The sequence below is a fragment of the Streptomyces sp. NPDC055103 genome (genome assembly GCF_053607625.1).
In genome coordinates, this window is the sequence record NZ_JBSGTX010000013.1 from 75,728 (window position 1) to 88,304 (window position 12,577).

11 protein-coding genes and 1 pseudogene are annotated in these 12,577 nt (G+C 71.3%); 5 read left to right on the forward strand and 7 right to left on the reverse strand.

What is annotated here, in order from left to right; genetic code table 11:
* Nucleotides 1–3 precede the first annotated feature (3 nt).
* The 4 genes from ACWFR1_RS11325 to ACWFR1_RS11340 all read right to left on the reverse strand — a co-directional run bounded on the left by ACWFR1_RS11325 (nt 4) and on the right by ACWFR1_RS11340 (nt 4,039).
* Nucleotides 4–1,377: a VWA domain-containing protein gene (locus ACWFR1_RS11325; RefSeq protein WP_453549163.1), complete on the reverse strand. Its 1,374-nt coding sequence runs from the start codon at nt 1,375–1,377 to the stop codon at nt 4–6.
* Complete coding sequence (locus tag ACWFR1_RS11330; RefSeq protein WP_453549166.1) at nt 1,374–2,768, reverse strand: hypothetical protein; 1,395 nt, start codon at nt 2,766–2,768, stop codon at nt 1,374–1,376. Before ACWFR1_RS11330 ends, ACWFR1_RS11325 begins: the two co-directional genes overlap by 4 nt.
* Nucleotides 2,768–3,274 carry a hypothetical protein gene (locus ACWFR1_RS11335; protein ID WP_453549168.1) on the reverse strand — a complete coding sequence of 169 codons (507 nt, stop codon included), beginning with the start codon at nt 3,272–3,274 and terminating at the stop codon, nt 2,768–2,770. The genes ACWFR1_RS11330 and ACWFR1_RS11335 overlap by 1 nt, the downstream gene beginning before the upstream one ends.
* A gap of 159 nt (nt 3,275–3,433) precedes the next feature.
* Nucleotides 3,434–4,039, reverse strand: a complete 606-nt coding sequence (locus ACWFR1_RS11340; RefSeq protein ID WP_453549170.1) for an HPP family protein — start codon at nt 4,037–4,039, stop codon at nt 3,434–3,436.
* A gap of 213 nt (nt 4,040–4,252) precedes the next feature.
* On the opposite strand from ACWFR1_RS11340, the gene ACWFR1_RS11345 reads away from it, so the two are divergent.
* The 5 genes and pseudogenes from ACWFR1_RS11345 to ACWFR1_RS11365 all read left to right on the forward strand — a co-directional run bounded on the left by ACWFR1_RS11345 (nt 4,253) and on the right by ACWFR1_RS11365 (nt 9,163).
* Nucleotides 4,253–4,531, forward strand: a complete 279-nt coding sequence (locus tag ACWFR1_RS11345) for a DUF6296 family protein (RefSeq protein WP_453549172.1) — start codon at nt 4,253–4,255, stop codon at nt 4,529–4,531.
* Nucleotides 4,532–5,060: 529 nt separating this feature from the next.
* A complete protein-coding gene (locus ACWFR1_RS11350) occupies nt 5,061–6,179 on the forward strand; it encodes a DUF6192 family protein (RefSeq protein WP_453549174.1) in 1,119 nt (372 codons plus the stop codon).
* Nucleotides 6,180–6,183: 4 nt separating this feature from the next.
* On the forward strand, nt 6,184–6,612 hold the full coding sequence (locus ACWFR1_RS11355; RefSeq protein ID WP_453549177.1) for a RacP protein: 429 nt from the start codon (nt 6,184–6,186) through the stop codon (nt 6,610–6,612).
* 57 nt (nt 6,613–6,669) lie between these two features.
* Nucleotides 6,670–7,524 (forward strand): annotated as a pseudogene (locus tag ACWFR1_RS11360) (IS5 family transposase).
* 811 nt (nt 7,525–8,335) lie between these two features.
* Nucleotides 8,336–9,163 carry a hypothetical protein gene (locus tag ACWFR1_RS11365; protein WP_453549179.1) on the forward strand — a complete coding sequence of 276 codons (828 nt, stop codon included), beginning with the start codon at nt 8,336–8,338 and terminating at the stop codon, nt 9,161–9,163.
* 224 nt (nt 9,164–9,387) lie between these two features.
* Here ACWFR1_RS11365 and ACWFR1_RS11370 read toward each other — a convergent pair whose 3' ends face one another.
* From ACWFR1_RS11370 to ACWFR1_RS11380, 3 genes are all read right to left on the reverse strand, one after another.
* Nucleotides 9,388–10,140, reverse strand: coding sequence for a thioesterase II family protein (locus ACWFR1_RS11370; RefSeq protein WP_453549181.1), 753 nt, complete (start codon nt 10,138–10,140; stop codon nt 9,388–9,390).
* A gap of 206 nt (nt 10,141–10,346) precedes the next feature.
* Nucleotides 10,347–11,894 carry an outer membrane protein assembly factor BamB family protein gene (locus tag ACWFR1_RS11375; RefSeq protein ID WP_453549183.1) on the reverse strand — a complete coding sequence of 516 codons (1,548 nt, stop codon included), beginning with the start codon at nt 11,892–11,894 and terminating at the stop codon, nt 10,347–10,349.
* 42 nt (nt 11,895–11,936) lie between these two features.
* Entirely contained in the window at nt 11,937–12,482 is a 546-nt protein-coding gene (locus ACWFR1_RS11380; protein ID WP_453549185.1) for a hypothetical protein, read from the reverse strand.
* Between the last annotated feature and the right edge of the window lie 95 nt (nt 12,483–12,577).

Sequence of the window (12,577 nt, forward strand, 5' to 3'; positions counted from 1 at the left end):
CTCTCAGGTGAGGAAGGTCTTGAGTTCGTGGACGAGCTTGTTGATGTGGCCGGAGACCACAGGGGTGCCGAGCGCCTTGAACCGCTCGCGGAACCAGGGGTTGACCTCCTGGCGTCCGGAGCTGGTCACGGAGCCGACGGGGATGAACCGCACGCCGGACCTGTGGACCGCTTCGATGCCCTCGAAGAGGGGCTGCGAGCGGTCGAACTCGTAGAAGTCGGAGATCCACACCATGACGGTGTTCTTGGGCTCGGCGATCTTCGGACGGGCCATGGCCATGGCGATCGGCCCGTCGTTGCCGCCGCCGAGATGGGTGCGGAGCAGCACGTCGAAGGGGTCGTGCACCCAGGGGGTGAGGTCGATCGCTCGGGTGTCGTACGCGATGAGGTGGACGTCCACCTTGGGCAGGCCGGCGAAGATCGAGGCCAGGATGGTGCAGTTGACCATCGAGTCGACCATGGAGCCGGACTGGTCCACGACGACGATCAGCCGCTGCGGCGTGGTCCTGCGGACGGTGTGCCGGTAGTAGAGGCGGTCGACGTAGAGCCGCTCCTCCTCCGGGCTCCAGTTGGTGAGGTTCTTCCAGATGGTGCGGTCGATGTCGAGGTTACGGAAGACCCGCTTGGGTGGGACCGAGCGGTCCAGTTCGCCGACGGTCGCCTTCTCCACCTGCGTCCGCAGCACCTCGGCGACCTCGTCGACGTAACGCCTGATGAGGGACTTGGCGTTGGCCAGGGCGATGCCGGAGAGATTGCCCTTGTCGCGCAGGAGCTGCTCGATCAGGGACATGCTCGGGGTGAGCTTGGCCGCCAGGGCGGGATCGGCCAGCACCTCGCGCAGGTGCATGCGCTGGACCAGATCGGCCTCGATGTCGCCGAGTTCGGCTCCGAGCCCGCCGCCGGTGAGTCCCGCGCCGGGCGCCCGTCCGCCGCGCAGCCCGCCGGGCGGGCAACCGAGCGCGCGCTCCAGCCAGCCGGCGTCCGACTGCCAGCGGGCCAGCCGGCCCGCGGAGACGGTGCCGGAGCCGGAGCCGGTGGAGAAGACATTGAGCAGCACCTTCGACGCGAGTGCGGCGCGCCGCACCTCGGCGGCCCGGTCGCGGGCGTCGTCGGGCTCGGCCTCCGGGGTCATCAGACCGTCGAACTCGTCGGCCAGCTCCGGGTGGCGCTGGACGACGGAGTCGACGGACGCGTTTGGGTCGAGGAGCGCCGAAGGAAGGCCGATGTCCTCGACGACGGCGAGGCTCGCGGACTCCAGGGCGGGCTGCTCCTCGTGGTCGAAGAGCCGGGCGAGAAGGCGCCAGTAGAGGACCTGGCGACGGTTGTCGTCGGGGTCGACTATGTCGGTGCGGTCGGTGCGGTCGGTGCGGTCGGTCATTTACGCAGGAGCCTTCCGGCTCGTTCGCGCAGGACGGCGACGGAGTCCGTGGCCGCCTTCTCCGCCCGGACGCCCACCTTGTCGGTGGTGCCTCCGGCCCACGCTCCCGCGTGGACGGCGACGGTCTTCTTCCGCACGGTCGTCTCGACGGCGAGGGGCTGGAGCACGAAGGCCCCGGCGTCCCAGCGGAGCAGCCCGACGCACGCGCCGGACGCGGCGACCGTCTCCGGCGTGAGCGGGCCGGCCGCGGGAATGCGGTCGGTGTCGACGGCCAGCCGGTGCCCGGCGAGCGCGAACGCGATCGGTCCGTCGTCCTCGCGCTCCACCGCGTACCCCTCGACGAGGACGGGCACGGCGATCCGTACGGGGTGGCGGTCCAGCGGGGCGGTCAGCGGGTCGCGGGCGGTGGCCAGGATCACGCGGGCGGTGGCGAACGGGTCGGCGGGCTCTCCCGCGCGGGCCCGCTCGTCGTCCCAGACGAGGTCGCCCTCGACGGTGACGGGCATGGCGTCGAGCTCCATGGAGCGGCCCTCGCTCACGGCGGCCAGGAGCGACATCCGCGGCCGGAGCAGCTGCCAGAGTCCGGCGCCGACGACGGTGTCCGGCTTGGGCGCGGACACCGTGGCCCGAACGAGCCGCGGTGTCGTACCGTCGGCGGGTTCCAACACCGCGTGGACCTGGGCCTGCACGGCGGTCGCGTGCTCCTGTACGTCGACGCCGAGCGGCAGCAGACGGCCGGTCACGGTGGTCGTCGAGGGGGCGCGCCCGGCGCCCGGCAGGGTGAGCAGCAGCGCGCGGGACCAGAGGTCGGCCCAGCGGCGCACCGGGACGCGCTCCAGGGTGGCCCCTGGGCAGGAGGCGGCGAGTTCGGCCGAGAAGCCGTCGAGCAGGGTGGCCTGGCGCCGCAGCAGCGGGTCGGGCAGCATCGCGGAGACCACGGGTGCGGCACCGGCGACCAGTTCGTGGTCGATGCCCTGCCAGCCGGCGCGGGCGAGGTCGCACAGCCAGGCGCGGGCGGCCGCCAGGACGTTCGCGGCGGGTTCCTCGCCTCCGCCGGGCTGCGCGGTCGCCTCGGCGCGGGGGCGGCCCGTGACGTCCCCGACGCGGACGGCGAGCGCGTCGTGCACGGAGCCCAGGAGGGCGGTGCGGGCGGCGGCGAGGGCGACGAAGTGCTCCTCGCTCGCCGCGCCGGCGGCCGTCTTCTCGGCGGCCTCGGCGACGCGTGCGGCCAGGGGCGTCCCGGCGACGGCGTCCGTCAGCGCGGTGAGGCCGTCGGCCTGCGCGGGCTGCGGTCGGAGCAGTCCGGCGACGAGCACCCGGTCGAAGGCGTCCACGGCCGTGAGTGCCTCGTCGAGCCCGTCCACGGGATCGGCGAGCAGATCCGTACGCATCAGGCCACCGCCCTCGTCGGCGGGAACCACTGCATCTCGGGCAACGGAACGGTCACCGGCTTCCGTTCGAGGTAGGCCAGGTGCCGCAGGAACCGGCTGAACACCGGGGCGGCCGCCGAGCTGTCGCCCTGGGCGGGCCGCGCCGCGGTCATCACCGCGACGAGCGCGGGGGCGTCGGGCGTCACCTCGCCCGGTGTCCCGGCCTTCAGGTAGCGGGCGACGCGCTCGGCCCCGTACTGCAGGACGGCTTCGCCGACGAGCGCGCGGATGTGGTTGCAGAACGTGCCGCGCGCGCCGCCGCAGGGGCGGTTGTTGTTGGTGCTGCACGCGAACGCGTACGTCCCGGCCGCGATCGAGGACACGTACACGCGCCCTATGTCGGACCCGCTGGACACGACACCCTGCAACCGCCCGTCGGCCAGCTCGACGAACGGCACCTTGGCGAGCTTCCGCGGTCGTGCGGGCGGTACCACCCGCGCCACGCTCGACGTCTCCCAGTCCGTCAAGACACCTCTCCCATGCACGTCAAAGGGGATGTTCACGCCGGAGCGGCGCGACAGGAACGAACCTATCCCCGCCCACTGACAACGGCCCCGAAGCGGCCTGAGGGTGGGTCAGGAGGCGGGGCCGGAGGTGCGTCAGGGGTGCGTCAGGGGGTGGGCCGCTCACCACCAGTAGGCGGGATACCTCGGTGCGCCCCGGCGGATGCGGGACGCGGTGAACGCGGTCAGGACGAGCAGGACCGTGGCGCCGAGCAGCAGCGGAACGAAGCGGCCCGGTGCGGGCGACTGGAGCACGATGACGACGGCGGTCGCGCAGGCCGGGGAGTGCGGGGTCCGGGCCAGGGTCGTCAGCGCGAGGGCGACGCCGGCGGCGACGGCCGCCGCCCAGGCGCTGCCGCCCGCCGCTGCCGCGACCGCGTATCCGGCGGCGGCGCCGAGCAGGTGGCCGACGACCACGCTGCGGGGCTGGGCCAGGGGAAGTGTGGGAGCGCAGTGCACGAGGGCGGCGCTGGCGGCCAGCGGCGGTATCAGTACCGGCTCGTGCAGGAGGGCTCCGATCGCGACGAGCCCCAGCAGCGCCGCCGTCGCGGCGGTGACGCTGTGGAAGGCGGCCGCGGTGCCGGGCCGGGCGGGAGCCCGCCCCGCGATCCTCGGCCGGCGGGAGCCCCGGGGGTCGGCGGAACCGGTGCCACCGGGGCTGGTGGTGCCGACGGGGCCGGCGGGGGCCGTGTGGTCGGTTTCGGTACGAAGTGCGGCGTCGATGCTCATGTGATGCGGCGTTTCCGGGCAGGCGGCCGTGGGCCGGACAGGGCAGGATTCGGGGTGACGGTCGTACGGGACTCTGTGGTCGACAGTCGGCCCGGTCATGCGCCTGAGCCTGGTGCGGCGGCGCAACCGCTCACCACTCTAACCAGCGGTTTCGCGGCGGAGCGGGCAGGGTCGACCCGGAGGCTTCCGCCCATGCGGCGTAAAATGGGGCCAATGAGCACACTCAGATACGAGCTGGTGTTCTCCGACGGGACGGGCTCGGCCCGGGACGTCGTCACCGTGGAGCGCACCCTCTCCACAGGGCCCGGGGGTCATCCGGTGTACGCCGACGCGACGGGCATCATCCGGGCGGAGATCAGCGACCGCGCCGAGGTACGCCTCCTCGCCTCGGGCGGCCACCAGGAACCCTCCCAGAGGGTCCAGGCCCGGCCCCTCCCCGATGCCGGCCCCGACGATCCGGAGCGCGACCGGCACCGTCCCGCGCACCCTTAGTACCTGTTCCATATCCCGGTTTTCGAGGCGTCCAGAGCTCTAGCCTGTAGTGGTGTCCGAGGGTTCCGGGCGGCCCGGAGTGCGGGTGTGCGGAGGCTGCGGTGACCGGTTGAGGCCGGCCGCGCGGCCGGACGCCGTGTTCTGCTCGACGGCATGTCGTGCCAGGTCGTGGCGGCGGGATCGTCGGTTGCGGCGCCGGGTGATGGCGGAGTTGAACGGGGCGGGTCGGGTGACGTGCCCCGAGTGCGGGACGCCCTGGGTGGCTGGCGTGGATCGGCGTTCGGACGCTGCCTTCTGCTCACGGCGGTGCGTTATGAGGGCTTGGCGGTCGCGGAACGAATCGTTCGGAGAACGGTCACAGTGACCTGTCCACGAACGCATCTGAATTGGACCTTCGGTCAGATTCCGGTTTTTTCCAGTCATCCGTTGTGATCTTCGGCAGGTGAGTTCGACTCTCGGTCACGACAGCGGGCCGCGTCTTGTCACGGCCGAGGGGCCGTGCCCCGGCCCGTTCAGGGTGGTGAGAACCATGCCCGAGAAGATCGAGAGTGCCGACAAGGTCGGCAGCGTCAGCGCCCACCGTTACGAGCAGATCGTCGCGGAACTGCGCAAAATCGTGGAAGCCCAGACCCGGGGTCAGTTCGCGATCGGCGACTACGCCTTGGAGATCGAGCCCATGCGAGAGCAGGGCCCGCAGGACAGGGGCGAGGAGTTGTTCACGGTCAAGGACTCGCTGTTCCGCTTGGCCGAGGACATCGGCTTGTCCTACTCGGCAGTGAACGGAGCCCGCTGGGTCGCTTCGCGGTGGCCCAAACAGCACCGGCAGGCCCGCGTGTCCTTCACAGTCCACCGAATCCTGGCGGCTATCTCGAACGAGGAGGAGCGGTTCACCGCGATCCTCACCCCACCGGAAGGGAAGGCCCGGTGGACTCCCGACGACGCGTCGCGGAGGGTCGGCCGCCAGGTCGAGAGGCCGATCACGCCTCAGGAGAAGGTCAGCGCGATCCACACCCTCGCGAGGGACGAGGAAGTCGCCGCGGTCATCACGGGTGACCTGCTGCGACGTCCGTCCGTGGTCGCCCAGGTCCGCCAGGAAGACCGGATCAGCGCGGCCCACGTACTGGTCGAGGACGAACAGATCGCCGCGGCCGTCACCGGCGATCTGCTCAAGCGGCCCACCGTCGTCGCGCAGGTCCGGCAGGAAGACCGGGTCCGGGCAGTCGAGGAACTGACCCGCGACGAGAGTGTCGCCGCGACGGTGACCACGGGCCTGCTGCGCCGACCGGACGTCGCCTACCGGGCCATGTCGGACGACACCGCACGTCACCAGGTCAATCACGCTCAGGTCGAGCGGGGCCGGCAGGCCCGCGAGGACTTCGAGCGGACGAGTCCGGTCGCGCCGGCGGTGAAGCGGATCGACCGATCGGTGGAGTTCCTGGACCTGATCACCGCCTGCCACTCGTTCGTCGCGGCCTCTGGACGGGTCGTTCCTGGGATGCGGGACCGGCAGCTCAGCGACAACGAGAAGGTGATCATTCACGAGAACGTCGCCCGAGTACGGGCGACGCTCGACTGGATCGAGACGGCCGTCGACACCGGCAAGGTCGACGTCGACGGCGAGCTGGCCCGCCTTCTGCAAGGCGAGTAGTGGGATGCCGCGCGCGTCACAGCGCCGGTCACCGGCTGCCCAGCGGCACGCCGACACCGTCCGCTTCATCCTCTTCGAGGCGCGGCCGGCTGGCCTGGCCTTCAACCAGTTGGTCAGGTCGAGCGAGCTTTCTGCTCACCAGGCCCGCTCAGGCCTGGCCTGTCTGCGGGACACCATCGCCGAACACGGCTGGCCGCCCCTGATCTGGACGAGAGCGGACGGCTACAAGTTCTGCTCCGACCCCACTGAGCTTCAAACCTACGAGGTCGCGGTCATCCGCGAGAAGCTCACCGAGATCCGCCGGTTCATCACCGGCGTCGTCGCCCCGCACGCAGCACTCCAACCCAAGGGCCGGTGGATCCGGCACCTGAACACCCAGCTCAACTCCGTCGAGTCCACACTCGACGTGATCGCCGACTACATCGACGCATGACCCGGTGGGGGCCGACCGCTTCGCGGCCGTCCCCCACCCCCATGAAAGGAGGGGGCGTTGGCCCGGCGCCGCTGCTACCCCTCGGACACTTACGACGACGAGTGGGCATTGATCGAACCGCTCCTGCCCGTCCCAGCCTGCGAGACCCCTCGTGGCGGGCGGCCGGAAGGCCACCCGCGGCGCGAGATCGTGGACGCGATCCGGTACGTCGTCGACACCGGCTGCAAGTGGCGGGCCCTGCCGTAGGACTTCCCGCCCTGGCGGACGGCTTACAACTTCATGGCCCGCTGGGCGGCAGCTGGGGTGATCGGGCAGATCCGTGACCAGCTCCGCAAGCGCGTACGCCGGGACATGGGCCGATCGCCCGGGGCGGTCGCCACCATCATCGACTCGCAGTCCGTGAAGGCCGCCGAGACCGTGGGCAAGGACTCGCGCGGTTACGACGCGGCGAAGAAGATCAACGGCCGCAAGCGCCACCTGGTCGTGGATACCAAGGGCCTGCCGCTCTTCGTGATGGTCACCCCAGCCGACATCACCGACCGCGACGCGGCCAAGGAAGTGCTGTTCCGGCTGCGGCTGATGCACCCGGAGATCACAATCGTCTGGGCCGACTCGGCCTACGCCGGACAGCTCGTGACCTGGGCGAAGAAGTACCTGAACCTCACGGTCAAGACGGTGAGCCGGCCCAAGGACGCCAAGGGGTTTGTCGTGCTGCCCCGCCGCTGGGTGGTCGAACGGTCGATCGCCTGGGTCATGCACGCCCGTCGGCACGCCCGCGACTACGAACGGCTCATCCAGCACTCCGAGTCGCTCATCACCTGGGCCGCGATCACGCTGATGACCAGGCGAATCACCCGCCGCACCTCCCGCCGGACAGGCCAGCCCGCCTCACGCGAGGCACAGCGGGACTGACCTCGGTCACCGCCGCGAACGCCAACCGCGCCTTCCGACTCACGCACCCTCGTACGGCGCTGCACGGCTCGTCAGCCTCTCATACGCACACCACCGAAACGGATGAACACCGGCCTCTCAAGCGACCCATCCCAGTCTCCACGAACTGCCCAGCTGCGAGCCCCCAGTCGGCCCGCCGGCCATGTACGTGCTCCGAGAGGAGTCCAGCGATGAAGCGACCGGACACTGCGTTCCGGGCAGGCGTGTGACGCATCGGAATCGGAGGCCTCGGGGTCGCCGGAAATGGGGTCTGGCGCGGTCTCCGCAGGCCCCCGGCTGCCCTCCGACAGCGGCGCGCGATCCCTGGGCCGACCTCCTCCGAGCAGGCGCCCACCCGCCCGTCCACGCCCTCGACGAATAAGGTCTGACCTGGCATTTTCCCTAGATCCGCCTAGGCTGGGGGCTCCGCTGGAGACACCATTGGGGGGACTTAATGAGTGACGCCGACAACCCGTACGACGCTAGCCACATCCAGGTACTGGAGGGGTTGGAAGCCGTTCGGAAGCGGCCCGGGATGTACGTTGGCTCGACCAGCCAGCGCGGCCTGCACCAGATGGTGTTCGATGTCGTCGGCCGGGCGGTAAATGAAGTCCTGGCCGGCCGTGCCAGCGCCGTCGACGTCACCCTCACGCCCGACGGTGGCGTACGTGTCGCCGACGACGGGCCGGGTGTCCCCGTTGAGGCCGCAGGGGACACAGGCGGTCCCGGCCTCGAAGCCCTACTGACCCAAATGCACCCCGGGGCGGAGCCAGGCGGCCGCCACGCTGTGGCCATGAGCCTCTTCGGCGTCGGGCCCTGCGTCACTAATGCCCTGTCGAGCCGACTGACAGCCGAGGTACGACGCGAGGGGGTCCACTGGGTCCAGGAGTACGCGCGCGGCGTCGCGCTCACCCCACCCACCAGCGCAGGACCGACGACCAGAGGCGGGACCACCATCGCCTTCTGGCCCGACACCGACATCTTCGAGACGGCGGAGTGCTCGTTCGCGGTGCTGGCAGAGCGCTTCAGGGAACTGGCCTTCCTCAACCGGGGCCTGGACATCTCGCTGACCGACGAACGCCCCCCGGGCGGGTCCCGATCGGTGCGGTGCCGGTTCCCGGGCGGGGCTCGGGACTTCGTCGCCTTCCTCGACGCGCAGGCGGGAGCGTCCGTTCACCCAGACGTCATCGGCTTCGAGCGGGAAGACCCGCGGATCGCCGGGACGGTCGAGGTGGCCCTGCGGTGGCGTGGCTCCCACGAGGAGCGACTCCAGAGCTACGCCAACAGCGAGCCCACACCCTACGGCGGCACGCACATGGCGGGATTCCGCGACGGGGTGGCGGCCGCGGTCAACGCGCACGTGCGGGAGCGGCGGCTCCTGGCGGAGGCAGCCCCCGATCTCAGCGTCGACCAGATCGGCGACGGTCTGACGGCGGTCGTGTCGGTGAAGCTGGACCGGCCCGAGTTCTCGGGCTCCACGCGCGGCGTGCTGGGCGGCGCCGCAGTGCGCACCAGCGTCGCCGAGGCCGTACGGGAACACCTCGGCACATGGCTGGAGAGGCACCCAGAGCAGGCCGCGGCCATCGTCGGCCGGATCATCCAGGGCGCCCACCAGGACTAGGCAGCCGCGAACCACCCCTGCCGGTTCCCGGGAAGGGAGCCGGCAGGGGCGGTCGGGGTGGAGTGCATCCGACGGCCAGCTATTCGCGTCGCCCGTCCGGTCGACGCGCCAACTACCCTGCGGGCCACCTACAGCGCTCACCAAGGCCCAGCGCTCCTTACGCCAGGCGCGCGGTCGAGGTTCAGGAACAGGTACTTAGCGCGTACGCGCGCGCCACGGCGGTGTCAGACGCGGACGCCCAGCGTGGCGGTGATCACGTCCCCGATCTCCTCCGTGTGACCGTCGAGGTAGAAGTGGCCGCCGGGGAAGACCCGCAGATCGGTTTCCGCGCTGGTGAAACCGCTCCACTCCGCCGCCCGCGCGACCGGGGCCACGGGGTCCGCGTCGCCGACGAGCACCGTGATCGGGCAGTCCAGCGGCGGGCCCGGCTCCCAGGCGTACGCCCCGACGGCCCGGTAGTCGGCGCGGAGGGCCGGCAGGGCCAGCTCCATCAGTTCGGGATCGTCCAGGACGCCCGCGCCCGTCCCCCCGAGCCTCCGGATCTCCGCGATCACGTCGGCGTCGCCGACCACCCGATCACCGGCCTCGGGCCGGGGTCCCGGCGCGGACCGGCCGGAGAGGAACAGTCGCACGGGTCCCGGCGCGGACCGCGCCGCGAGCGTGCGCGCCGTCTCGTACGCGACAACCGCTCCCATGCTGTGCCCGAAGAAGGCGTACGGCCGGTCGTCCACCGGATCCAGGGCGTCCGCGACGAGTTCCTCGAGACGCGTGACGGACTCGACCGGCCGCTCCCGGTACCGGTCCTGCCGCCCCGGGTACTGCACGGCCAGCACGTCGACCACGGGACTCAGCAGACGGGAGAAGCGCACGAACGACGATGCCGCGCCGCCCGCGTGCGGGAAGCAGACCAGCCGGGCCTCTCTCTCCGGTCCCTCCTGCGGCACGCCGCCGAATCGCCGAAGCCATGCGCCGTCCATCACTGCCCCCTCCTGTCCTCGCCCGGACCCCCTGCGGACTCCCCCTGCGGACTCCCGTTCGGGTGCCCGTTCACGACTCTGCCGCACTCCCGCCGCTCCCGTACGCCGAACGGACCGGATACGGCCCGACGACCGACCCGGCTCGTCCGGCGCGTGCAGTGCCGTGCCTCCAGCCACGTCCGGCGCGTCCGGTACGTCGGGTCCCGTCACGGAGCTCCGGGAGCGAAGGACAGCATGCGGGCCTCGTGCGTCGCGTCGTTCCCGGACACACTCGACGGCGTGATCACGATCCGTCCGTTCGCGTAGGCCAGGCGTCCGGCGAGCATGCCGCGTTCCGTGGACCGGGCCGTCACAGGATGCTGGAGCACCTGCTTCTTCGTGTCCACGCCCCCCGGGCCGAACCGGATGACCCCGCCCGGCCGTTCCGCCGAGGCCGCCTCGTAGACGAGCGCGAACGGCCCGCCGTCCGAGCGCAGCGGGTGCAGGGTGCTGTCCGAGGACTTCACGCCCCACACGAGTTTCCCGGTGTCGAGGCTGTAGCCGCCGACCCGGTCGGTGCCGCCCAGGAACACGATGTCATTGCCGACGGCGGTGCCCGCGCACCGCTGCATGTTCCCTCCCGAGTCCCCCGCGTCAGCGCAGTACGTGAAGCCCTTGGGCCGGGCGTCGATGGTGACGCGGGGCTTCCCGTCGGGCTTGAGGGCGACGACCCGCCAGTTCCCGGTGATGTCCTTGTGGTGGTGGACGGTGAAGACGACCGGGTCGACGGAGAGCATCTTCCCGACGCTCCAGCCCGGCTGGGTGCGATAGCGCCGGCTGACCTTCCCCGTGGTCGGGTCGATCTCGCGGAGCTGATGGTAGGACGTGGCGCGGTCGGCGCTGATCGCACAGGTGGATCTCAGCACGAGCCGGGTGCCGCCCGCGAGGTTGTCGGGGTAGCACGCCCCGGGGTTCTCCAGGGGGATGTCGTAGAGCTTGGCTCCGGTGTCGACCCGGTACGCGGCGGCCTTCATGCTCTGGACGATGGCGAGGGTGCCACCGCTGATCGCGCTGTTCACCATGATCGTGTCGTCCATGGAACCGGTCTCGGTGAGCTTCCTGTGCCACCCCGCCTTTCCGGTCCTGAGGTCGATCATCTGGAGCTGGTTGCAGCGGTTCCCGGTCCAGGCCCGGTTGCTCCGGTAGACCACGACGATCTTTCCGTCGGGGGTCGGGTTGTGCGGCGCCTCGCAGACGGAGGCGGGCAAGGACACGCTCCACACCTCGGCACCGTCCGACAGCCGGCGGGCGGTGACCTTCTCGTACGCGGCCTGGACGACGGTGTCGCCGACGATCCACAGGTCGTAGAGCTTGATAGTGCGGCGCGGCAGGTCGGTCCGGTCGTCGGCGATCCACGCCGTGGCGTCTCCGGCCTTGCGGCCCGCGTTGATCTCCTCCGACGTCGGGATCCTCTTCGGGGCCGGCGTGGCGACGGCAGGAGTACGGGAGGGGGTCGGCGTCGCGGAAGGGCCGGCCGCCTTGTCGGCCACGGGTGCGGTCGGGCCGCCCCACCGGCCGTCGGCGAGGGTGTACACCCAGCCGCTCCCCGCCAGGAGCAGCAGAACGACGACCGTGGCGATCAGCGGTCCCTTGCCGAAGCGTCCGCGGCGAGGCGGTGGTTCCGGCGGGGTGTAGCCCTCGGGGGCGTACGGGTTGTGCGGGACAGGCTGCTGTGGCTGGTGCGGCCGGTACCAGGGCTGTGGCGGGTTGTGCATCGGTGGTTCTCCCCTATTGTCCGCCGGTCCGAGCGAGGTCTTCTAGGAGGCGACGCGTTCGCCGGACGCGTCAGCGACCACGATCTGGACATGCGACGGTGCGTACTTCCTGGCCTTGTGGACCATCTTCGCCAGGTCGAACTTGGCGCGCGGAACGGCGACATGGATCGGCGCGGGCATGGCCGGGTGGGCCGCGGCGGTCGCCTCCGCCGGAAGGGCCGCGCCGGGACGCAACCGCGCGCCGATCAGTGCCCGCTGTCCGTCCGCCGGTGTGACCACGACGAACTGGGTGATGTCCGCCCACGGCACCGGCACCGCGCCGAAACGGGCGCCGGCCGCGTCGAACTGGAACGCCGTGCGACGGTTCTCGAACGAGGCGATGATGAAAGGCAACGCCGCGACGATGACGACACCGCCCTTCATGTCGAGTGCCCAGCCGAGGAACGCGGCCAGAGCCACGACGCCCACGATCGACCCCCACAGGGCCGCCTGGTCCTGGGCGGAGAACGGATGGGTGACCCGATAGCGCTCCCATCGGCCGCCTCGACGGGTGGGCCGTGCGCCGGACGCACCGCTGACATGTGACATGGGGACATGTCCTCTCTTGAGGGGGTGCCGGCTGCTCCTCACCGACCGACTGCTCCCGCTCACCGCCCGGCCCGCCGGCAACCGACATGACGCGT